The following is a 23,997-nucleotide window of genomic DNA, read 5'->3' as shown; positions in this document are numbered from 1 at the left end:
ATGAGTACCGGACTGGCGACGTAACGAAGAAATGCGACAGCTATCTTTACCGGACTTTTTGAACATCACTAAAATATGGGTTCAAAAAGGAGGATAAAGAGAGCCGAGCAGTTCGAGGCACGGAAGCCAGGAGGATACGGAGTGTAGCTTATACTACATGAGTACCGGACTGGCGACGTAACGAAGAAATGCGACAGCTATCTTTGCCGGACTTTTTGAACATCACTAAAATATGGGTTCAAAAAGGAGGATAAAGAGAGCCGAGCAGTTCGAGGCACGAAAGTCAGGAGGATACGGAGTGTAACTTATACTACATGAGTACCGGACTGGCGACGTAACGAAGAAATGCGACAGCTATCTTTACCGGACTTTTTGAACATCACTAAAATATCACTTGCTAACATATTGTAATGAATGTATAGTATCATGTTGTACATTCATTATGACAAGAGAGAAAGGATATTAAAAAGGGTATGAAACTTGGTGCTCGCATTTTAAAAACGGGTATTGCCATTACATTAGCTTTATTTGCTTGTACTCTGCTCCAATTACCGAGTCCAGTATTTGCGGGGATTTCAGCAATTTTTGCTGTACAGCCATCTGTATATCGCTCGTATTTGACAGCACTCGAACAAATCCAAGCAAACGTAATTGGTGCAGTATTCGCTATCGGATTTGCATTTGCTTTTGGACACAATCCTTTTATTATTGGATTAACTTGTATATTAGTTATTGCTCTTACACTACAATTACGTTTAGAAAATACAATATCAATTGCTTTAGTGACGGTTATTGCGATTATGGAATATCAAGGAGCAAACTTCTTTGACTTCGCTCTGCTTCGCTTTGCAACCATTATGGTCGGTATTGTCGCGGCTTCACTTGTAAATTTAATGTTTATGCCGCCAAAATACGAAACAAAACTATATCATCGTATCGTTGATAACACCGAAGAAATTGTGAAATGGATTCGTATGAACAGCAGGCAAGCTTCTGATTTTACAACACTAAAAACAGATATTGATCGTATGAAAGAAAAAATGATTAAATTAAATCATTACTACTTACTTTACAAAGAAGAAAGAAGCTATACGAAAAAAGTACAATTTGCAAAAATTCGTAAGCTCGTCTTATTTAGACAAATGTTAGCAACAACGAGTCGTGCATTAAGTACATTAAAAGCATTACATCGCACTGAAAACGAATTACGATATATGCCTGAACCATTTCAAGAATCCATTCAAAATGAATTAGATTCATTAACACACTATCATGAACAAGTTTTGTTAAAATTTATTGGCAAAGCGAAAAAACAACAGTCTGTTGAGATGCTTGATGAAGTAGAAACTGGTAAGCAGGAATTAATCGATATATTTATGGACTATCAAAATAAAGATAATGAAGAATCATATAAAATATGGTTACATCTCTTCCCTCTTATTTCTTCAATTATTAATTACAGTGAAGAAGTTGAACATTTAGATTTACTTGTAGATAGTTTTTATACGTATCACAAACCCGAAGACGAACTACAAATTGATGAAAAAAAAGAAGATGAATGAAAAAACAGCCCCTTTACGCCAAAGGGGCTGTTTCTTCTATATGTTGAATTTGATATAAATCATAATAAAATCCTCGTTTTTGCATTAATTGTTCATGAGAACCCTTTTCTTTTATTTCACCATCTTCGATATATATGATCGTATCCACATGTGTAATAGTTGCCAATCTATGAGCAATGATTATTGTTGTACGGTCCGCAGCTAATGTTTGAAGAGCCTCTTGAATATGTCTTTCGTTCTCTAAGTCTAAAGCCGATGTTGCTTCGTCTAATATAAGTAAAGAAGGATTTTTCAAGAAGACACGTGCAATCGCTACACGCTGTCTTTGTCCACCAGACAACTTTACGCCTCTTTCTCCCACAACTGTATCGTATCCATCTGGTAGATTCATAATAAAATTATGAATCTGCGCTGCTTTTGCAGCCGCAATAACTTCCTCTTTCGTTGCTTTCGGGTTTCCATATAAAATATTAGATTGAATCGTATCACTAAATAACAGATTATCTTGCAAGACAATACCGATATGACTACGTAAATTTCTTACATTATACTCTCTCACATTCACACCATCTACATAAATCGCACCGCTAGAAACATCATAAAATCTTGGAATTAAACTAGCTAAGGATGACTTTCCACCTCCACTCGCTCCAACGAGGGCAATTTTTTCTCCAGAACGAATTGAGAAAGAAAGGTCATGTAGTACATCTTTTTCATCAGTATTATACCGAAAGGAAACTTGATCAAATACAATTTCACCAGAAAGCTTTTTTGCTTCAATTGCATTTGGAGTATTTACAATATCATACTTTTCATCTAACAGTTCAAACACTCGATCCATTGATGCAAATGATTGTGTGAGTGTTGTAGAAGAGTTAACAAGGCGGCGTAATGGACTATATAAACTATCCATATAGCCAACAAAAGCAACCATCGTTCCAAGTGTTAAAGAGCCTTGAATCACTTCATATGCCGCAAACGCAATAACAAGTAACGGTCCTAAATCCGTTAACGTATTCACTGTAGAAAATGTCCGTGCTGTCCAGCTTGTATGTGTTAATGCTTTTGTTAAAAAATCATTATTTTTCTTTTCAAACTGTCCTTTTTCATACTCTTCTAATGCAAAACTACGCGTCACTTGCATCCCTTGGATACGCTCATGTAAATAACCTTGCATCGTTGCCAATGCTTGTGAACGCTCTCTCGTTAATTTACGAAGACGCCCGAAAAAATATTTCACTGCAACTGCATAAATCGGCAAAATTAACAATGCAACAAGCGTTAATTTTATATTCATAGAAAACATAACTACAATTGCAATGAAAATTGTAGCTGTATCAAGCCAGACATTCATAAGTCCTGTAATAATAAAATCCTTCGTCTGCTCTACATCATGGATTACACGCGAAATAATTTCACCTGTTTTTGTATTTGAATAGTAGCGTAAACTTAACTTTTGCAGATGACCAAAAATATGTTTTCGTAAGTCGTAAAGTACTGTATTACCAATACGCTGTGCAAAATATTGACGATAATATTCAACAGGTGGTCTCAGTACACCAAAAATAAAAAAGGCAATCCCGATTGCTGTTATCAATTGTGATGTTTTTTCCTGAAGTGATCCACCACCTTGAATGACATCATCAATAATATACTTTAATAACCACGGCATAATAAGCGGAATACCAAACTTAATGAGTCCAATAATAATTGTAATTGTAATAAGCCATCGATATGGTTTTACAAATTGTAAGTATCGATTTATTCCTCTCATATGATCCCCCCCTTAATAGGACAAACCTGCCGGGAAAACCCCTGCAGGTTTGTTCTAATCTCTATACATTAAATATCGTTCATACCACATATCTACAAAATCTGGCGCGAATGGTCCTTTTCTTTGATGAATCCACTGCGTTAAATACTCTACATTTCTTTTTAGAATCGTATCAATTACTGGAGGATAATTCATCATCTGACTATGCTTTTCATACTCATCTTCATCTAAAAGTGTATATGTCATATCTGGATATACCTTAATATCCAAATCATAATCAATATACTTTAATGCTTCAAAGTCATATGCAAATGGAGAGCTTAAATTACAATAATAATACACTCCCTCTTCTCTTAACATACCGATTACATTAAACCAATAATTTGAATGAAAATAACAAATTGCAGGCTCACGCGTAATCCATGTTCGACCATCTGATTCGGTTACTACAGTCCGATCATTTGCACCAATTACAAGACTTTGTGTCCCTTTTAAAATTGTAGTTTCTTCCCACATTCTATGAATGAAACCATTATGTTTATAACTATGTATTTGTATTTTTTCTCCTTCTTTGGGAAATCCCATACGTTCTCCCTTCTTTCACTGTGAATGCTCTTCTAAAGTTGTTCCAACTAGTATCGTTCCTTTTAAAAACGTATTGAGCCGAATTCACTTTTTTTCTATTATAACTTTTTTGTCAAAATTTTAAAACTAAACCGACACAATCCAGCTTTCGTAAAACACTATTACTCTCCATTGACAAATCCTGATGCGACAAAAAGCCCTTTTTCATAAATTAAGAAAGGGCTTTTCCAACTAAAGCATCCGGATACATCACTTCTTTAGTTAGAAATTATTTTTTCAGTTTCAAAAGAGTGAATCACTTCATTTGTTTGTTGCTCAAATTTTTCATGCAAAAGCTTCAATGCTTGTTCCGTTTTGTGTATTTCTTGACGAATAAAATGCAACTCTTTTTTATCGTCTTTTTCTTGTTCACTTGTTTCGATCTGTTGGTACTTCTCTAAATGCGCTTGTAATTTCAACAACTCATCCATTGTTTGCAATTGTTCTCCTACCAACTTATCAAATGAATTCATTATTTACCCCCTGTTTTTAATAAATTCCAACATCTATTCATACAGGATACATCGCTACTAAATATTTTCTAATGTCCTATCTCCTTCTCCTTTGACTACATTTGTTGACTTATTAGAAGTTATGTCGGCTCCCTCAACAAAATTCTTAAAGCAATCGACCTTAAACTATCACTAGTAATTTCCCCCCTGTCATAATCACATTACCAAACAAAGAAAACACTTCTCTTGAATCGAGAAGTGTTTTTCTTTGTTATTGATTCGTGCTAGAAGATTGTGATTTTTTTGCTGCTGATTGTGCATTTTGTTGTTTCACTGCTTGCACATCTGTGTCAGTTGCAAACTCTGTGCCGTAGCTAGCATTTGCACTTTGAACACCAGCGCTAGAAGCCTGTGCTTTTTTCGCTTCTGATTGTGCATTTTGTTGTTTTACTGCTTGTACATTTGTCTCAGTTGCAAACTCTGTACCATAGCTAGCATTTGTACTTTGAATGCTAGCACCAGAAGTTGCTTTGTTATAACCTTGTTGTTTTTTACTCATCTTTCTCACCTCCACAATCAATAATGTAACCAACCCTTTCAAAAGATATCCGCAATTTTATTTTTTAATTTACGCATACATCTCCCTCGGCTCATTCAAACTACATATGATGGAGGTGTACACATGCACATTGGACGCGATATGACAGAACTATCTATGATTTCGAAAGAAGAATGGAAACAAGATGAATTAGCTTATTTTCACCATTCCTTGCAACAAATCATGCCTTATTTAAACGTAGAAGGCCAAACGATTTACAAAGAAATTATAAAAGAGATCGAATCTCGAGGTGGTCTTCAAAGAAGTGACGCGGATTGGACGCACAGTACAAAAGTTTCTTATGACTAAAAACGTGTTCCCTAATTTGGGAACACGCTCCATCTCCAACCTTTTTTACCTGTTGTAAAGGACCAAACTGGTGAAGTCACTTGACCACCATATCGGTCTTCGACTTTTATATACCATTGATACGTCGTATTTTCCTTTAAATTCTCCCATTTTACCTTTGCGTTGCGCCAATTCGCCACAAAATTATCTTTACCGATTACTTCATTCGTGTACACGTTTACTTCTACATAGTCTGTTGCGACTTGTTTTATCGCAGGTTTTAAATCAATGTCTAATTCAAATTCATCTTTTCCTGGATACTCTTCTGGTTTATAAAAATTATACTCATTTAAATATGGAGAGTACGTTTTGACATACATTTTGTTCGCAGTTGTATCAAATTGTAAAAGTCGCATATATCCTTGTCCACCCTCTGGACCACCTTGATAATCCGCCAGCATTTGATATACTTTACGATCTACGATGCCGTCCCCATTATCATCAATTTCATCAACTAATGTCTCACTATCATGATAATGTCCACTCAACACAGCTAACACATTCTTATTCGGTTTAACTACTTCATTAAAAATTTTGTCACCAATCGGACTACGATTGCCTGATACAAGTAAATATTCATGGAATGATAAAATCGCTTTTCGATTCGGATATTTCTGCAATACTTCCTTCATCCATTGAATATCTTCATCTGTAACGCCCCATCCCATATACAGCATAATAAAATCGTTGCCTTTTACTGAAATCAAATCATAATGTCCGCGGTTATCCTTATAACTTTCGCCATAAAATCGCTTATCTTTAAAACGCCAATCCCCAAAATGTTTCGAGTATGCTGTATAGTCTTCATCTTTATGATTTACATCATGATTCCCGGCCAACACACCATACGGTACTTTCGCATTCTCAAGTACTTTCATGTATTCATCTGCGCGCTGCCATTGAAATTCTTGATATGATTTATCAACAAGGTCTCCCGTATGGAATACATATTTAATATTTAATGGATCTTTTTGTGCAGCAATCCAGTCAACCTGACTTTTGTAAATATAGGGATAACTTTCAGAGTAATACTGTGTATCCGACATCCATACAAATGTGTAATCAAACTTATTTGGTGAACTTGGAATTTGGTCTTGCACAATTACACTTACTTTTTGATCTTTTACATATTCTTTCGCTAATACAGCACCTTTTAATTCAAAGTCCTTATCCCCAGCAATTTTCGATGTAAGTCCTGTCCACTTATTTGTCATGTAGTTCCAAGCATACATCGTAACTTTTCTTCCTTCTAGAGAATGTCCATACCATTTTACTTCTACCGTATCATCGTTTTTCACATCATCAGCAACCGTTACATCAAAACGATGATATGGAAATTTCTCTGTTGATTCCGTTGTATAATATTTCCCATCTTTTTTACTAACTTTACTTAGCTGATCTTGGTCAAAACTTTTCTCACCATTCACAGCAAAAGCTTGTGGTGGTTCTTGTTCTATCGAATTTTCGGTAATTTTCATACGATCCGTTTCATTCGGCTTATACGTATACCCTTTATAAAATATTGCCTTCATTGCGTCATTTGTTGGATCAGTTACTTTTGCTTCAAGTGTCGGATTCGTGCTCACATTTTTTTCTCCATCTTTAGGTGCAATTGGAGTAGGATCTGTTGGATTTTCTGCCCAAGTTTCAAACATAATTGTCTTTTCTTCACGATTTCCTACCTGATCCTCAGCCTCTACATGTAACTCATGCTTTCCTGCTGCTAATTGTGCAGATGATGTTTCATATGGAGTTACAATTTCCTTACCATCCAATATAACTTTTTTACTTTTCACTCCTGCTATATCATCTGTAACTGTTACATCAATTGGAATTTTCCCTTTATATTTTTTCTCGTTCTGTACCGTAGTTGAAATCTTTGGTGGTGTATTATCAACTTTTACATTTGCAACGACTTCTTTATTCACACCATCTTGCACTGCAATTCGATGCTTTCCATCCTTCACTTGTTTTGTATCCCATAAATATGCATTCGAAATAAACTTTTCTTCTGGAACTTGGAATCCAAACGTAAATACTGGTGTTGATGTATCTCCATCACCAATTGATAACTCCTGATTTGGATTTGCAAAATTCGGATCATATAAAGTCGTTCCATCCGCTAATACAAGGCGAACATTTTTTAAATAAAAATCATCTTTATTCTCTTCAACTCGATTGTCAAATGGTGACGTCTTTGTGCCAGATCGAATATCAATTTTGAACGGCTCATTATATTTAATTTTTGATTGATCAATTTTTACAGTTAATGTGACATAATCACTATACGTATCATCAAATATACGTAATACTTCATTTTCAATTGTGACTGCGTTTTTAAAATACAAGTCAGTTTGCTTCACATCGAAAGCAAAATAAGCAGGCTTCTCTAACGAACGATATGTGTTCGTCTCAACTTTCTTTCCGTCCACTAAAAGAGCAAGTCGTTCAGCCCCAACCGACGAAGAGGTTCCTTTTAATAAAACTTGATTTGCAACCACTTCATCATCTTTTACATTAAGACGAAGAGGTCCTTTATCTTTCTCTCCAGCTATTTGCACTGAATACATATCACTTTTTACTACATTGAAGCCATCAGAAGCTTCCAAGTAATATGTCACTTTCTCTTTTCCAATTAATTCAGGTGAATAAATGGTATAATGATATTTTTTATCTACACGATCCTCTACTAAATTTTCAGCTTTATATTCTGCATTCGGATTCGTTTTGTAATATAATTTCACACTCTTAACCCGTTCGTTATCAAGAACAGAAAAACTCAGTTTATGATCTTGAAATTCAGAAACTAGTCCTTCTGCTGCTTTATGTGAAATTGTCGGCGCAATCGTATCCTCTTTCAAAGCAACTCGTTCAGCTGGTACTTGTCCTTCGAATATAGTTCCAGGAGATGCATTATGTTCTGCACTACTAATCTTTTGCATAATTTGCGAGCCATCTTGAGGATAGCGATATAAAATTCCCTTATTAGCTTTCACATCAGCTTGGTTTGCTTGATCATTGTAGTAAGCAGATGCAATTTCTGTCCCCGTCTTTGTTGCAACGACAATACCACGTGCACTTCCATTCGCCATTCCATTTGAATATATTCTAACAATATTTTTATTTTCTACTAAGTTCACACCAAATTGTTTATTAAAGTCAGCAACGGTTTTCTCATTGTTTTCACCATTTATAATCCAAAATACGAGAGACTGCCCTGATGGAATTACAACATCATCTGGAGTAGATCCCCAAATGAGATCACCTTCTGGTCCTTCAGATGGATAACGATATCGAATTGTATAATCCTTAAAATTAAGATCTTGTGTGCTATTGTTATACACTTCAATAAATTCATATCCATCTACTTTCCCAACATTCGTCGTGTCCGGCGTCACTTCGGTAATCAACAACGGCGGTACGCTTTGTGGTTCTATTTTTTTATGCTCTATTTTTGTTTCATAAGATTTTTCAATTGTTTCTTGATTCCCTTGCACGACAATTTTATAGAATAATGAATTTCCCCATAGCTCTTTTTGAGGAATTGTCACCTTATAAACATCGCTATTTCCTTCTTTATTCATCTGCAATTTTTTGTGTGCTAACTTGCCATCTTGGGTATACAAAACTGCTACATTCTCTCCGCCCTTAATCGTTGCAGTGATAGTTAAATCTTCTGTTACTATATGAGCAGGTAATGCCGTATGCTCAATCGCAACGCCTACTTGATCTGATTGTTTTACTGGCTCTAGCGGTACTTGAAATGGTATTTGCACACCAGGTGTTCCTTTTTCAAACCAACCTACTTTTTGCATTTCAGTACTTTCGGTTTTGTATGCATACGCCATACTCTGACCAACTTTTACATCCTCTTTCCCATATGTTGCAGATGATAAAACTGTTCCGTACTGATCAGCAAATTGAATGGTTCTCCCAGCGCTATTAGACATTCCATCCACTTTAAGTGGAAGAACTTGTTCTTCGGTTATATTCCCGCCGTATGCTTGAATAAAGTCTTGTTTTGATAATGCTGCGTTTCCTTCATTTTTAATCCAAAACACTTTCGTTCCTTTTGATGGAATTGTTGCATTTTCTGTAAAATTCCAATCTTCACTTCCAGTTTCTGAATACTTATAAATAAGTTTATAATCTTTCAACTGTATTGCTTCACTAGAATTATTGTATATTTCTATAAACTCATATCCATCTTTCCCGTTCACATTTATCGTATCTGGCATTAGTTCAGTAATCATAACTGCCCTATTCTTTGTATAATCCTCTACATGACGTTCAACAGTACTTACATATTGTTCTTTTTCTGGAAAGGTAATAATCTTTCCATCCTGTTCAATTTCAAACCAATATGTAAACGTATCAGACCAAACATCTAGCTTTGGAACAACAGTAGAATACAAATTATTCTCACCTTTGTTCATTTCCAGTTTTTTCACTACCAAACCGGACGCACTACGATATACAAGGTTTACTTTTGCCTTATCGTATACACTTGCTAACTGAAGTTCAATCGGTAAATCTTCATGTGCATTAATTTTCATTTTAGGTACATGCGCTGTTTCTTGTAATGACTTTTCTTTTTGATTATTATCTTTTTGTGCAGGCTGCTTTTCTATCGTTTCTTTGGAGTTTGGTTGTGTAGGCTCTAGTTGTTTGGAGTCTGGCTGGACTGCCTCTTTTTGTGTGGGTTCTGTAGGTGGATTTTCTTTTTTATGCGATTGGAATACAGTGTAAGTCCCAGGTGATGGTATTTCATTTTTCATTTCTTTCTTTGTTTCATTCCAAAAAGAATGAATGGATACATCTTTATTCTCTTTTCTTGTTTCAATGACATCTACCGTTTCATTTTTTTCAGTCGTTACTTCAATCCTAATTTGTTTATCACTTAAATCCTCAGTAGCAAATAAAACTTGTTCTTCTTTTATTTCCGTCTTATAGCGCTCATTAATCTCATTAACTGTTTTATTTCCAAATACGATTAACTTCGTTTCCTTTGGTTGTACAGATTGCTTTTCATTTTCATCTTTAAGTTTTAGCACTTTTCCATTGACCTTCAGTTGAACATTCTTCATATCCATAACTTTCGCTGATGGGTTATACAATTCGATATAGCTCAGATCATCCGTATAATGCACTTCTGAAATGAGAGTGTGCTGATTTTGTTCCTTCTCCTCAGCAAAAGTAACATGGCCTGGCTCAGTTAATGTTTGAAGTAAGAAAGTCGCTACAACTGCTGAACTGATTACTTTTTTAAGCATTTCCTATCCCCCTTTAAATTTTTCATTACAACTTTCATTGTATTTGTCATTTGTTAAGGGAATATGAAATATTTGTAAGTAATTATTATGTTTATATCGAAAAAACTTCAACCATTAAGGCTGAAGTTTTTTAACACATTCTTCATAAATCATACGATGCGATTTAGAAAAAGGTAATTTTTCAAATTCTTCTTTAGATACAACTTTTAATGTATCTGTTTCTTTAATAGCACTTGTTACCTTCCCATAAAATACAAATACATCCCATGTCCGATGAGTAAAAGTATGTTGCACATTCATTGCATACTCATCGATAGAAATAGAAATGGAAAAGTTTTCTTTCATATAATCAGTAAGCTGTTGTTTCTGATTTCGAATCCCTTCGCTAATTTCAACATTTGGGAATTCCCACATATTTGCAAGTAATCCTGTACTCGGTCTTTTGTTAATTACATAATTTCCATCTTCTGTTTGCAGCACACCCGCAACAAGTGGCACCATTTTAGGAGCTTTCGCCTTACTTTTGACTGGTAACTCTTTCTGTACACCTTCTGCATAACCACGACAGTGTTCCCGAACTGGACAAAGTAAACAAGCTGGATTTTTCGGAATACAAATGAGCGCACCTAGCTCCATTAAGCCTTGATTAAAATAAGATGGATTTTCCTTTGAAATGATTTCACGTACAATCTCTTCAAATACTTTTCGCGTCTTAGGTTTCGCAATATCATCCCAAACCGATAATATACGGGATAAAACACGCATTACATTTCCATCTACAGCTGGCTCTGGTATACCGTATGCAATACTTAAAATTGCACCTTTTGTGTATGGACCAACACCTTTTAATTTTTCAATTTTTTTCACATCACTTGGTACTTTCCCACCATATACTTCTTTTACTTCCTTCACCGCTGCATGTAAATTCCGCGCTCTAGAATAATAACCGAGGCCTTCCCATGCTTTTAATACCTCTTCATCATCTGCCGATGCCAACGCTTCTAACGTTGGGAACTTTCCCATAAAATTTGCGTAATATGGTTTTACAGCTTCCACTCTTGTTTGCTGCAACATAATTTCAGAAACCCAAACGCGATACGGATCTTTATTTTTACGCCAAGGTAAATCACGCTGTTCTTTTTCAAACCAACTAATTAAATCATGTTGAAACTTCTCTATGTTAAAATCATCTAATATTTCAAGTGCCAAACTTGATCCCCCTCATTTTTTGCATATACGTACTATTATAAAGATTTTAGGAAAAAATTTAAGTAAGATGATATAGGAAATAGAAGGCAAATGCCTTGAGATATCGAATAAAAAGAGTTACATTAATAAAAAACGGAGGTGTATTTTCATGGACACGGCCACTCACCTTGTTATGGGCGTCACATTAGGTGGTTTAGCAACGTTAGATCCAGCCATTAGCCAGAGTGATTTCGGACCACAAGCTGTTATGCTTGCAACGATCGCTGGCTCCAATATTCCTGATATTGATACCGTCTTAAAATTACGTAATAATGCAAAATATATACGAAACCATCGCGGGGTTACTCATTCCATTCCTGCTGTTATTCTCTGGTCTTTCCTTATAAGCGGAATTTCCTTTGCCTTCTTTACAGAAGCTCCCTATTTTCATCTACTACTTTGGTCATTTATCGCCGTCTTTCTTCACGTGTTTGTTGATATTTTTAACGCCTATGGTACACAAGCGTTGAGGCCTTTTACAAAAAGGTGGGTTGCATTAGGTGTAATTAATACATTTGATGCTGTTATTTTCTTTATCCATATACTCGCTATCGCTTGTATGGTTGTTGGCTCCCATAAAGGATATACTGCTTTAGCTGCATATATATTAATGTTTGTCTACTATGTCGGTCGAATTGTAATGAGACAAAATGTAAAAAGTGTAGTTTACAAACGATTTGAAGATGTAGAGGAAGTCATTATTTCTCCTTCTTATCGCTTTTATCACTATCATTTGGCTATTGTAACAAAAAAACACTATTATGTTACGCGTTGGCACCGCGGCCATATTATGGTGCATGATAAATTTGATCGTATTCCACTTCCAGATAATAAAATTATGCGAGCTGCACAAAAAGATGAAAACATTTCTGCTTTTTTATCTTTTTCACCCGTATACCGCTGGGATATTTTTGATTACGACAACTATTATGAAGTGCGTTTTATCGATTTACGGTACCGTAGTAAAGACTATTACCCATTCGTTGCAATTGTCCAACTGGATCAAAATTTAAATATTATTAGTTCCTATACTGGATGGATTTTTAGTGAAGAAAAGCTTCGTAAAAAATTGGAATTGATTCCGCATTAAAAAAAGCGACCAACTTCAGTCGCTTTTTTTAATGCTTTAAATGATCATCTTGATTAATTAAATGACTATATTTCGGATTATTCGTGCGGATTTCATGAAGGCGTTCACCATGGTTATTAATCCATGTTCTTACAATTTGCTCCGTCATTTCTTCACCTTGATAACGACCAGACTTTGCATACGTTACTTGGAAGTCCTCCCATAATAACTCAATCCATGCACGAGCCTGAGAATAAGACAGAAAGCTATTTTTTTCAAGTAATTCTTTTGTTAGTACTTCATACTTATCATTCATTATTTATTTCTCCTTTTATTAATTTCGTACTTTATTTCCAAACCTCATTACCACATCAAAATTATAAATGAACAAAAGGATACACGCATTCATGAACTTCTTCCATCGCCAACAGAAGTTTCATTTTATGTTCAAGCATAATTTTCTCTATTTTGCACATTCTATTAATGATACTTCTTAGTAAGTATCATTTAATAATGAGGGGGCGTTCTTCTTGGGTAGACAAGCCGAATTTTGGTCTGAATCAAAAAACAACAGCAAAATCGATGGTCCAACGAAAGCAAAAGCTCGTTTTGCTTCGAAAAGACCTAACGGCACAATTAACACGCACCCACAGGAACGTATGCGTGCCGCAAATCATCAGGAAGAGTAAAAACAATAGTCCGTTCTAAAGAGTTATTGCAATTAACTTCCTACATGAGGTGATAAAGATGAGCTACCGTAATCATTTAGATCGTCGTTCTGAATTATTCAACCCTACCTGGGCACGTCCGAAACATGCAAAAGCGCAAGTAAATGGACAGACGCAGCAAAACCAGTCTCTCATTATTTTGGCGAATGAGATGAGAAAACGCCAAATTTAATTGCCTATCTCCTTTAACAACTACGAAAAATGAAAACCAGAGCAGCCAAGGCTCTCTGGTTTTTTATTTCTCTTGTAATAGCGAAATAGGAATACCAATTTCCTCTGTCTCATTTTGTTTATGTCCCCAAGCAAATACCCCATTGAAATACGTAATCGTAAAGAAGACACCCGGTTCTTCTATAAGTTCATACGTTTCACCAATCTGAAATGCGTTTATATCTGTCATATAAGCACGAGCCATTGCCATTTTTCTCATTAATACATCAAACTCATTTACTATACCAAGCTGCTCTGCTTTCACAGCCTGTTCTTTTAAAATGCCAATTTCCTCTCTTAACTCATGTGGTGTCATATCACTATAACGTTTTGGCATATTCATCATATTCTCTCATCCCTCTTCACGTTTCATTTGTAAAAATGTCTCTATCTCATCAATAGAAAATCCTTTTCGATATAATGCTTGTTTCATCTTATTTTCATATGTCCATCCATCATGCTTTTTATGCTTCTCATGATACTTATTTCCATGATATAACAATGCAGCTTGTTGCTGCGTATCATCCTTTTCCTCTTTTAATTCTTCTAGACAAATTTGAATTACATCACGATTATATCCTTTACGGACTAACATTTCTTCTAGCTTTTGTTTCATTTGTAAAAAAGAATGCTTTTGATAGGACTTTTTCTTTTTTTCTACAAGCTCAAAGGCATTTTCAATTTGCTTCTCTTTCGGATACTCTTGTAAACTATGAGTAATAATTATATCTTGGACACCTTTACTAAAAAGTTCCCGTCTAATAATTGTCGGTCCTTTTTGGTTCACGTTACTATGAGTTCGCACATACGAAATGGCATACTCTTTATCATTAATATAGTGATCATGTAATAATTTCGAAATAACTTCAGAGATGACGGCTTGTCCAATTTCTTTTTTTCGTAAGTATTCTTCTACTTCCTGTTTCGTCCGCATTTGATAGGATAAATAAGAAATTGCTTGCAAATATGCTTTTTGTACTTCTTCATTGTATAAAATATTTGCTAACTCTACTTCATCGATTTCTAAACCCTTTTGCAAACCGTGCTTGATTAAGGTTACTTGATTCACACTAAATCCGTATTCTTCACCTTGTCCTTTATCAATATAAATATTAAATCGTTCTTTCGTTCGTTTTTGTACTTCTATTTTTGTAATGACAGCCATATTCTTCACCCCGCTATTATTTTAACATAGTTGCGGAACAATTTTGCTTTTCATGAATATATATAATGAGGAGGAAGTTCAGTTGAAAATTGCAATTTCTGGGGGAACTGGTTTTATCGGTAAAGCATTAGCTACTTTTTTAAGCCTAAAAGGGTACACCATTTACATTCTTACCCGAGAAAAAAAAAGAGACACCTTTCAACTCTAACATTCACTACGTCCAATGGGATAAATGCTCACCTAAATTCCCTCTCACCTCTATCGATGTTGTTGTTAATCTAGCTGGAGAATCTATCAATAACGGTCGATGGACAAAGAAGCAGAAAGAAAACATTATAACGAGTCGTCTTCATACAACAAATAGTCTCATCAAACAATTACAAACATTACCAAATAAGCCCCATACTTTTATTAACGCTAGCGCAATTGGCTATTACGGTACATCTGAAACAAAAATTTTTACAGAACAGAACAAAGAACATGGCAGTGACTTTTTAGCAACTACAGTAAAACTATGGGAAGAAGCAGCCTCTCATGCAACTTCTCTCGGAATTCGAACCGTCTATACACGCTTTGGAATTGTTTTAGGAAAAGAGGGTGGTGCCCTTCCTAAAATGTTGCTTCCCTACAAATTATTTATTGGTGGCACAATCGGTTCAGGTAATCAGTGGCTGTCTTGGATTCATCTAGATGATGTCATCCGCATGATTGATTTTGCAATAGACACAAAAGAAATAGAAGGCCCTCTTAACATTACAGCACCAAATCCTACAACAATGAAAGAGTTTGGAGAGACACTTTCATTTATCATGCATCGCCCACATTGGCTTCCCGTTCCAGCATTTGCACTACATGCTTTACTTGGAGAAATGAGTATGCTTGTGCTACAAGGACAACATGTATTGTCTAACAAAGCAATACAGCACGGATACCAATATTCTTTTCCTACATTAAACCCTGCATTACAAAATATTATATTGCATACACTGTAGTACTTCTGAAATAAACCCATTAAAATTGTTCTATTTACTAATTTAAAGGTTATTAGCCAATGGAAATGAGGTATCTATGAAAACGCTATTTAAGCAGGCCATTGTATATCCCATTACTTCTTCCAAATTTCAAGGAGATGTATTGGTTAAACACAATCAAATCGCTGCGATAAAACCACATATTGAGCCCACTCAAGATATGACTGTTATTGATGCAAGAGCCCTTCACCTTTTACCAGGATTTATCGATGTGCATACTCATCTCGGCCTATACGATGAAGGGACTGGATGGGCTGGAAATGATGCCAATGAAACATCTGAAGTATTAACACCACATATTCGTTCTTTAGATGGTATCCATCCTTTTGATATTGCTTTTCAAGATGCGGTTCAAAATGGGGTTACAACTGCCCACGTTATGCCTGGAAGTCAAAATATTATTGGCGGGACAACATGTGTGATTAAAACTGCCGGAACTTGTATCGATCATATGATTATTCAAGAACCTGCTGGATTAAAAATTGCATTTGGAGAAAATCCAAAACGAGTTCATAGTAATGGCACAAAAGAATCGATTACTCGTATGGGGATTATGGGATTGCTTCGTGAATCTTTTTACGAAGCACAACATTATGGAAACGAAGCAGATTTTCGAATGCTCCCTATTCTAAAAGCTTTGCACCGAGAAATTCCAGTACGTATTCATGCTCATCGGGCAGATGACATTCTTTCCTCTCTTCGCTTTGCAAAAGAATTCAATCTTGATTTACGTATTGAACACTGCACAGAAGGACATTTTATTGTAAAAGAACTTGCCAATCAAAATTTAAAAATATCTGTTGGTCCGACATTAACACGCCGATCAAAAATTGAACTAAAAAATAAATCATGGGATACTTACCATACTTTATCAAAGCATGGGATAGAAGTTTCGATTACAACAGATCATCCCTATACTCCCATTCAATATTTAAATGTTTGTGCAGCCATCGCTGTCAGGGAAGGATTAGATGAAAAAATTGCATTAGAAGGAGTTACAATCATTCCCGCTCGAAATTTACGTTTAGAGAAAAGAATTGGAAGTATTGAAGTTGGAAAAGATGCCGATCTTGTATTATGGACACATCACCCATTTCATTACTTAGCCAAGCCCGTACTAACTATGATTGATGGAAAAATAATTTACAAAAAAAATAAAAAAAATTAGTTTATTTTTTTGACTAGATAAAGTATTATACGATTATAAACTGAATGAAACCATAATCAATTTGTGTCGTGATTTTTCATTTCAAATTGATGAATGGGGAAGGCAAATGGTGCGCCACCAGCGTTATAGACTGGTTCTAGTGGGTTCGATTCCCACCCCGAAATTTTTTAAAGGTTGATATAAAAATTTCGAGGGTGGGGTGTTTTTTCGTCATGCTACCCTCATATGAGGAGGAGTTAGTATGTTAAAAAAACGCGACTTACACGACAGCCACGTTCTATATGATTTAATGGTGGATCCTGCTGTCTTCCCTTTTGTGCGTCAAAAAGCTTATTCATACGAAGAGTTTTTATTTTTAACAAAGCAAACAATAGAAGCAGAAGAGCGTGGTGAATTAATTTCACGCACAATTTTAGATGAATGGGGAAACCCTATCGGCACGATTACTTTATTTGATGTGCAAGAAAAAGCTGGTTTTCTTGGTACATGGCTTGGAAAACCGTATCATGGCCAGGGGTATAATAAATTAGCAAAAGATGCTTTTTTCAGCGAGCTTTTCTATGAGTTAGATATTGAAATAATCTTTATGCGTATTCGCAAAGTAAATATTCGTTCGATGAAAGCAGCTGAAAAACTACCATATGTAAACCTAGCAAACGAAACTAGAAAAGCTGTTTATGATCAAATTAACGTAATCGAAGAAGTATATAACTTATATGAAATTCCAAAAGATCAATATACTCTTTCTACAATGCGTGATACTACATTCCAAGATACTCATCATTTAAAAGAAGCGTAGTATGTCACTAATTATAAAGTGAAACTTTAATCAGTGGGAAACTTATCCCCCACCTATTTTGTGGGGACCTTACTGCCCGCGAATAGCGGGATAAAATGAATATACTTGTTTATTGTGTATACCTCTTTATGTCATTGGAAATGATAGATAATAACTTTATGACACGAGGTGATCTGTAATGGATAGAAAGAAACGTGAAAAAGCAAGAAATACATTAAATAGTACACAAGAGGTTCTTTATCAACGAGAGTTTCGAAGAGCAGATCGTGCAGCGGGATATCGCCCTAAAGGTGTATAATTATAAAGTGAAATTTTAATCAATGGGTGCTTTATCCTTCACTGATTATCAGCCCTCACCAATCGGGCTTTTACGGGCAGTTGATCACTTAACTTCTTTGCTTTCGTCAAAGTTTGAGATGGAATTTTACTGCCCACAAATAGTGGGATAAAGTGAAACTTGAGGTAATTTTTTTACCCTCTCCTACCCTTTACTTTTTGGATGACAAAGTAAAGATTTACCCCTTATATTATAAGGGGTATTTTTTGTGGAAAACTTTATCCACAAAATTAATAGAATTGTGTATAAATTTATCAATTCTTTTGGATTATTATAAACTTAATCACAAATATCATGTTTATTTTGTGGATATTTTTTCTGAAAATTGTGGACAATGTGGATATCGTTGTTAATATTCCGACTTTACCGTCTATTGAAACCGCATTCTCTTGTGGATAACATATAACGAATATATAAAAACATACAACTTTATCGAGGGGAACTGTTTTGGCTAGGGCAGTTATACCTTGTGACTAACTTTAACTTTTATACTGAATTCCTACAAAACAACAAAGAAACCCTCTTTCCAAATACAAAGAGGGTTTCATATTACGTAAAAGATTGAGCAAGAGCTGGCGACTTAATCGGCATATGATTAGATTGCACATGGTTCTCTTCTAAAATTGCATCTACAATGTGGCAAGCTGGCTCTGGACGATAGATACTTCCCATCGCTTCTTTCATTTGTAAGAGCTTCCTATCATCTTCTAATAGTGCCTTTGTTTTCGCAAAAATGTCCTCATCTTCACGAATTACAAGTGCAGCTCCTTTTTTTTCAAAATATATTGCATTTTCATTTTCTTGTCCCGGTACTGGTTTATATAAAATGACAGGTACTTGTAAAGCTGCTGCTTCGCTTAATGTAATGCCTCCTGGCTTTGTAATCATACAAGAGGTAATACGGAATAACTCATCGATATTCTCTACATAACCAAATACTTTTAATGCCTCAGGCTTTTGTTCCTTAAGCCCTAATAACTCTTGTTTTAAGGCTTCATTTTTCCCACAGACAACAGCTATTTGAAGATTAGGAACTGTCATAAATGATTGACATAATTCTTTTACATTTCCTAATACACCATGGGCACCTGCTACAATAAGTAAAATCTTTTTCTCACGAGATAAGTGATATTTACTATATAGGATTTCCGGGTTAATAGTTAATTCAAAGTTTTTACGAATTGGAATCCCAGTTTCTACAATTTGCTCTGAAGGTACACCAATTTCAACCATTACTTTTTTCACATGATCTGTCGCTACAAAATAACGATCTACTTCACGATGAATCCATATTTTGTGTAAACAAAAATCTGTTAACACATTATAAACAGGAATTGAGAAACCTGTTTGTTTTTTCAATTCCGGTACTGCAATAATTGGAAATGTATTAATAACAATGTCTGGTTTTTCTGCATGTAATAATGCTTTTAAGCGTTTTCTCCCAAAATTCGCATACCACGATGCAATTTTCTTATCATAAATCTTTTCTACACCATAATAAAATAAGCGATATAGCTCTTTACCTATTGTATAACTTTTCAAGTATAAATATTTTGTAATATCCGTTATGACTGGATGTGACTCTCCAAATAGGTCACACACAATCACATCCTCAATTCCTTTTTGACGAAATGTTTGTGCTAATGTTTTTGCTACTTGCACATGACCGTTACCGTAATGTGCAGTTAATATTAAAACCTTGGGGTTTTTTATCAAACAAATCCACTCCTAGCTTTTTCGCTTTCCCATATTGCATATACGACAATAGGAAAAACATTTTCCTAAAAAAAATTACATGTTTGGATTCCAACACTTTCATGTTAGCTATGTACCTGTCGTGGATATGCAAAGCATATAAGATTGACCCCTTAATCCTATCTGTGCTCATATCTTTACATTATACTTTCCTATCAGAGCTTTCGCAATAACTTACAAATGATCATATTCCATGATACTCACCCTGCTACTTCTTAATTCTTGTTACTATTTGGTTTTCCCTTTACAATTATGTAAATTTATCCTCTTATTTCTTTACAAAAATATGGATATTCCACTTTCAGTATACTCTTTTCTATAGATATACTCTAGATTTTATTAAAAGAAAGCAAAAAGTCTAATCCAAATGGATTAGACTGCTTGTAAAATACTTTTTGCCTTTTGAACATTTTTTTCTGTTGGAGGTTCTACCCCTTCAAGAGGATACTTATGTCCAAGTGCTTCCCATTTATATACACCAAGCTTGTGATATGGTAAGACTTCAACTTTCTTTACATTAGAAAGACTTTGAATGAAGCTAGATAATCTCTGCAAATCTTCTTCACTATCAGTAACACCTGGAACTAATACGTGTCTTACCCAAATTGGTTTTTGTTTATCAGATAAATAACGAGCAAATTGTAGAATGTGTTCATTCGTTTTACCAGTTAATTTACGGTGCTTTTTAGGATCGATATGTTTTAAATCTAATAATACTAAATCTGTATAGTCCATTAAAATATTTAATTTTCTTTGGAACTCTGGCTCTTCAGAATAGCAGCCTCCAGAAGAATCGATTGTTGTATGAATTCCAATTTCTTTGCATTTCTTAAATAGCTCAATTAAAAAGTCTAACTGCAGTAATGGTTCCCCACCGCTCACAGTAATGCCACCACCGGAAGCTTCAATAAAAGGAAGGTAACATGTAACATCCTGCATCACTTCTTCAACTGTTATTTCTTTTCCTTTACCGATTTCCCACGTATCAGCATTATGACAATATTGGCAGCGTAATAGACACCCCTGTGTAAATATGACATAACGAATTCCTGGGCCATCAACAGTACCACAAGACTCTACAGAATGAATTCTTCCTTTTACCATGTTAACTTCCTCCTTTATTGAAACAGCCTCCCTCTGCTTTTATTACAACTGAGGGAAACTTTTTACTTACATACTTTCATGCATTGTACGATTAATTACATCGATTTGTTGTTCACGAGTTAATTTAATGAAGTTAACTGCGTAACCAGATACACGAATTGTTAATTGTGGATATTTTTCAGGATGTTCCATTGCATCCATTAATGTTTCACGGTTAAATACGTTAATATTTAAGTGATGTCCTTCTTTCACTGCATATCCATCAAGCATAGATACTAAGTTTTTAACTTGTACATCATCTTCTTTACCAAGCGCTTTTGGAATAATTGAGAATGTATTAGAAATACCATCTTGCGCATCTTCATAAGGTAATTTTGCAACAGATAATAGTGATGCTAGTGCACCCTTTGTATCGCGTCCATGCATTGGATTTGCACCTGGTGCAAATGGCTCACCAGTACGACGACCGTCTGGAGTGTTACCAGTTTTCTTACCATATACAACGTTAGATGTAATTGTTAAGATTGACATTGTATGAACAGAGTTACGGTATGTTTTATGTTTACGAAGCTTGTTCATAAATGTTTTCACAAGGTTTACTGCAATTTCATCTACACGGTCATCGTTGTTACCGTATTTAGGGAAATCACCTTCAATTTCAAAGTCAACTGCAATGCCATTTTCATCACGCATTGGTTTTACTTTCGCATATTTAATTGCACTTAAAGAATCAGCTACTACAGATAAGCCAGCGATACCCGTTGCCATTGTACGAAGAACATTTGTATCATGAAGTGCCATTTCAATACGTTCATAGCTATATTTATCGTGCATATAATGGATAACATTTAATGTGTTTAAATATAAACCAGCTAACCATTCCATTGTCATATCGAATTTGCGCATAACTTCTTCGTAATTTAATACTTCAGAAGTGATAGGTGCAAATTCAGGTCCAATTTGTTCTTTTGATTTTTCATCTTTACCGCCATTAATTGCATATAATAGTGTCTTAGCTAAGTTTGCACGAGCTCCGAAGAACTGCATTTGCTTACCTATTCTCATTGCAGACACACAACAAGCAATACCGTAATCATCGCCATACTCTGGGCGCATAATGTCATCATTTTCATATTGAATTGCAGATGTTTTAATAGACATTTGCGCACAGTAGTTTTTAAAGTTCTGTGGTAATTGTTTAGACCAAAGAACTGTTAAGTTTGGCTCCGGAGCTGGTCCTAAGTTATCTAATGTGTGCAAGAAACGGAATGAGTTTTTCGTTACTAATGGACGACCATCAAGTGCAATACCACCGATAGATTCTGTTACCCAAGTTGGGTCACCAGAGAATAATTCATTATAATCAGGTGTTCTCGCAAATTTCACAAGACGTAATTTCATAATGAAATGATCGACAATTTCTTGTGCCGCTTCTTCAGTTAATGTACCATTTTCAATATCTCTTTCGATGAAGATATCTAAGAATGTAGAAGTACGTCCAAGGCTCATTGCTGCCCCGTTTTGTTCTTTAATCGCTGCAAGGTAAGCGAAGTATAACCATTGGAATGCTTCTTGTGCATTTGTTGCTGGTTTAGAAATATCAAAACCATGAGAAGCAGCCATTTGTTTTAACTCTTGAAGTGCACGCATTTGCTCAGATAACTCTTCACGTAAACGCATTGTATCTTCGCTCATTACACCGCCGGTTAAATTTAAGTCTTCTTTTTTCGCTTCGATTAAACGATCAACACCGTATAATGCCACGCGGCGATAGTCACCAATAATACGTCCTCGACCATATGCATCTGGAAGACCTGTAATAACACCTGATTTACGAGCTAATCTCATTTCTGGAGTATAAGCATCAAATACACCTTGGTTATGCGTTTTGCGCCAATCTCTGAAAATACGACTAAGTTCTTTATCCATTTCGTATCCATAAGCTTCACAAGCTTGTTCTGCCATACGAATACCACCATAAGGTTGTAATGAACGCTTAAATGGCTTGTCAGTTTGGAAACCAACTACTTTTTCAATATCTTTATTTAAATATCCAGGACCGTGAGATGTAATAGAAGAAACAATGCTTGTATCCATATCAAGAACGCCACCATTTTCACGTTCTTGTGTTGTTAACTCCATTACTTGATCCCAAAGTTGTTTCGTTGCTTCTGTTGCTCCCGCTAAGAAGGCTTCGTCACCTTCATAAATGTTTACATTATTTAAAATGAAGTCGCGGACATCAATCTCTGCTTTCCACTTTTCACCTTTAAAGTTTGTCCATGCATTTTTTACATTTTCTAATACTTGAGTCATCCTAATCTCCTCCATTTTTTGATTAGTACAGGACTAAGATTTTTTATATAACAGCTTACACATTTAGAATACTACTTTTTTTAAAAAAGTGAATGAGATAGTTGTGACACGTTTGTGAAACATTGAACAAACCACTATACACATAGTGTTAACTTCATTTAAAACTCTTTTGAATTAACTCTTTCCTTAATTGTATTTTTTTGGTATTCTTATAAACGAATCCTATTCTGTAGTATAAAGGGTCATACCCATTTTAAACTGTAATACCCTTACCTCCTATTCTGTTATAGTTTTTTTAGAACAGAATAGAAAGAAGTGTACCTGTTTGGTACACTTCTTTTCATGATTAATTGGAAATATATTTTACATATTTCGAATTTGCACTAATCCATTCGTTCGTCCCCACACAATATAAAGTGAAACTTTAATCAGTGAG

At 35.2% G+C, this 23,997-nt stretch carries 20 protein-coding genes and 1 pseudogene; 9 read left to right on the top strand and 12 right to left on the bottom strand.

The genetic code is table 11. The features are described from left to right. The first annotated feature begins 473 nt into the window (after nt 1-473). Nucleotides 474-1,562: an FUSC family protein gene (locus tag JDS96_RS18610; protein ID WP_003194921.1), complete on the top strand. Its 1,089-nt coding sequence runs from the start codon at nt 474-476 to the stop codon at nt 1,560-1,562. A 13-nt stretch (nt 1,563-1,575) separates the two neighbouring features. Here JDS96_RS18610 and JDS96_RS18605 read toward each other — a convergent pair whose 3' ends face one another. The 4 genes from JDS96_RS18605 to JDS96_RS18590 all read right to left on the bottom strand — a co-directional run bounded on the left by JDS96_RS18605 (nt 1,576) and on the right by JDS96_RS18590 (nt 4,971). After that, the gene (locus JDS96_RS18605) at nt 1,576-3,336 is read right to left on the bottom strand and encodes an ABC transporter ATP-binding protein (protein ID WP_199667651.1); all 1,761 of its coding nucleotides are present in this window, start codon (nt 3,334-3,336) and stop codon (nt 1,576-1,578) included. Between the two features lie 54 nt (nt 3,337-3,390). Further along, nucleotides 3,391-3,921, bottom strand: a complete 531-nt coding sequence (gene ntdP, locus JDS96_RS18600; RefSeq protein ID WP_003194916.1) for a nucleoside tri-diphosphate phosphatase — start codon at nt 3,919-3,921, stop codon at nt 3,391-3,393. Nucleotides 3,922-4,178: 257 nt separating this feature from the next. Then, nucleotides 4,179-4,433 (bottom strand): YgaB family protein, encoded by a 255-nt coding sequence (locus JDS96_RS18595; RefSeq protein ID WP_003194914.1) that lies wholly within the window; start codon nt 4,431-4,433, stop codon nt 4,179-4,181. A 250-nt stretch (nt 4,434-4,683) separates the two neighbouring features. Further along, the gene (locus JDS96_RS18590; RefSeq protein ID WP_018767253.1) at nt 4,684-4,971 is read right to left on the bottom strand and encodes a gamma-type small acid-soluble spore protein; all 288 of its coding nucleotides are present in this window, start codon (nt 4,969-4,971) and stop codon (nt 4,684-4,686) included. A gap of 123 nt (nt 4,972-5,094) precedes the next feature. Between JDS96_RS18590 and JDS96_RS18585 the strand changes: the two genes are divergently transcribed. Beyond that, nucleotides 5,095-5,319, top strand: coding sequence for a hypothetical protein (locus tag JDS96_RS18585; protein ID WP_199667650.1), 225 nt, complete (start codon nt 5,095-5,097; stop codon nt 5,317-5,319). An 11-nt stretch (nt 5,320-5,330) separates the two neighbouring features. On the opposite strand, the gene JDS96_RS18580 is transcribed toward JDS96_RS18585, so the two are convergent. Both JDS96_RS18580 and mutY read right to left on the bottom strand, forming a co-directional pair. After that, the gene (locus JDS96_RS18580; protein ID WP_199667649.1) at nt 5,331-10,631 is read right to left on the bottom strand and encodes a lamin tail domain-containing metallophosphoesterase family protein; all 5,301 of its coding nucleotides are present in this window, start codon (nt 10,629-10,631) and stop codon (nt 5,331-5,333) included. A 114-nt stretch (nt 10,632-10,745) separates the two neighbouring features. Further along, complete coding sequence (gene mutY, locus JDS96_RS18575; protein ID WP_006093315.1) at nt 10,746-11,840, bottom strand: A/G-specific adenine glycosylase; 1,095 nt, start codon at nt 11,838-11,840, stop codon at nt 10,746-10,748. Between the two features lie 148 nt (nt 11,841-11,988). Here mutY and JDS96_RS18570 point away from each other — a divergent pair, with 148 nt between their 5' ends. Beyond that, the gene (locus JDS96_RS18570) at nt 11,989-12,969 is read left to right on the top strand and encodes a metal-dependent hydrolase (protein ID WP_018767249.1); all 981 of its coding nucleotides are present in this window, start codon (nt 11,989-11,991) and stop codon (nt 12,967-12,969) included. A 28-nt stretch (nt 12,970-12,997) separates the two neighbouring features. Here the strand turns inward: JDS96_RS18570 and JDS96_RS18565 are convergent, their stop codons facing one another. Then, nucleotides 12,998-13,264 (bottom strand): YfhJ family protein, encoded by a 267-nt coding sequence (locus tag JDS96_RS18565; RefSeq protein ID WP_003194903.1) that lies wholly within the window; start codon nt 13,262-13,264, stop codon nt 12,998-13,000. Nucleotides 13,265-13,478: 214 nt separating this feature from the next. Between JDS96_RS18565 and JDS96_RS18560 the strand changes: the two genes are divergently transcribed. Beyond that, nucleotides 13,479-13,637 carry a small, acid-soluble spore protein K gene (locus tag JDS96_RS18560; protein ID WP_018767248.1) on the top strand — a complete coding sequence of 53 codons (159 nt, stop codon included), beginning with the start codon at nt 13,479-13,481 and terminating at the stop codon, nt 13,635-13,637. A gap of 58 nt (nt 13,638-13,695) precedes the next feature. Beyond that, nucleotides 13,696-13,848 carry a YpzG family protein gene (locus JDS96_RS18555; RefSeq protein WP_003194901.1) on the top strand — a complete coding sequence of 51 codons (153 nt, stop codon included), beginning with the start codon at nt 13,696-13,698 and terminating at the stop codon, nt 13,846-13,848. Between the two features lie 63 nt (nt 13,849-13,911). Here JDS96_RS18555 and JDS96_RS18550 read toward each other — a convergent pair whose 3' ends face one another. Together JDS96_RS18550 and recX are read right to left on the bottom strand one after the other, a co-directional pair. Then, complete coding sequence (locus tag JDS96_RS18550; protein WP_033796965.1) at nt 13,912-14,229, bottom strand: YfhH family protein; 318 nt, start codon at nt 14,227-14,229, stop codon at nt 13,912-13,914. 9 nt (nt 14,230-14,238) lie between these two features. Further along, nucleotides 14,239-15,051 carry a recombination regulator RecX gene (recX, locus tag JDS96_RS18545; RefSeq protein ID WP_003194898.1) on the bottom strand — a complete coding sequence of 271 codons (813 nt, stop codon included), beginning with the start codon at nt 15,049-15,051 and terminating at the stop codon, nt 14,239-14,241. Between the two features lie 82 nt (nt 15,052-15,133). Here recX and JDS96_RS18540 point away from each other — a divergent pair. The 4 genes and pseudogenes from JDS96_RS18540 to JDS96_RS18525 all read left to right on the top strand — a co-directional run bounded on the left by JDS96_RS18540 (nt 15,134) and on the right by JDS96_RS18525 (nt 18,347). Continuing rightward, nucleotides 15,134-16,043 (top strand): annotated as a pseudogene (locus JDS96_RS18540) (TIGR01777 family oxidoreductase). Nucleotides 16,044-16,119: 76 nt separating this feature from the next. Further along, nucleotides 16,120-17,250 carry an amidohydrolase gene (locus tag JDS96_RS18535; RefSeq protein ID WP_003194894.1) on the top strand — a complete coding sequence of 377 codons (1,131 nt, stop codon included), beginning with the start codon at nt 16,120-16,122 and terminating at the stop codon, nt 17,248-17,250. A gap of 241 nt (nt 17,251-17,491) precedes the next feature. Beyond that, nucleotides 17,492-18,049, top strand: a complete 558-nt coding sequence (locus JDS96_RS18530; protein WP_199667648.1) for a GNAT family N-acetyltransferase — start codon at nt 17,492-17,494, stop codon at nt 18,047-18,049. A gap of 178 nt (nt 18,050-18,227) precedes the next feature. Then, nucleotides 18,228-18,347, top strand: a complete 120-nt coding sequence (locus JDS96_RS18525) for a YfhE family protein (protein WP_003194890.1) — start codon at nt 18,228-18,230, stop codon at nt 18,345-18,347. Nucleotides 18,348-18,935: 588 nt separating this feature from the next. Here the strand turns inward: JDS96_RS18525 and JDS96_RS18520 are convergent. The 3 genes from JDS96_RS18520 to pflB form a co-directional block, all read right to left on the bottom strand. Next, complete coding sequence (locus tag JDS96_RS18520) at nt 18,936-20,102, bottom strand: diglucosyl diacylglycerol synthase (RefSeq protein WP_199667647.1); 1,167 nt, start codon at nt 20,100-20,102, stop codon at nt 18,936-18,938. 411 nt (nt 20,103-20,513) lie between these two features. Beyond that, the gene (pflA, locus tag JDS96_RS18515; RefSeq protein WP_199667646.1) at nt 20,514-21,245 is read right to left on the bottom strand and encodes a pyruvate formate-lyase-activating protein; all 732 of its coding nucleotides are present in this window, start codon (nt 21,243-21,245) and stop codon (nt 20,514-20,516) included. A 66-nt stretch (nt 21,246-21,311) separates the two neighbouring features. Then, nucleotides 21,312-23,561, bottom strand: a complete 2,250-nt coding sequence (gene pflB, locus JDS96_RS18510; protein WP_199667645.1) for a formate C-acetyltransferase — start codon at nt 23,559-23,561, stop codon at nt 21,312-21,314. Nucleotides 23,562-23,997 lie beyond the last annotated feature (436 nt).

This window comes from Bacillus cereus group sp. N21 (genome assembly GCF_016483395.1).
In the GTDB taxonomy this organism is placed as follows: domain Bacteria; phylum Bacillota; class Bacilli; order Bacillales; family Bacillaceae_G; genus Bacillus_A; species Bacillus_A pseudomycoides.
This window is presented reverse-complemented; position numbering and strand designations above follow the sequence as displayed.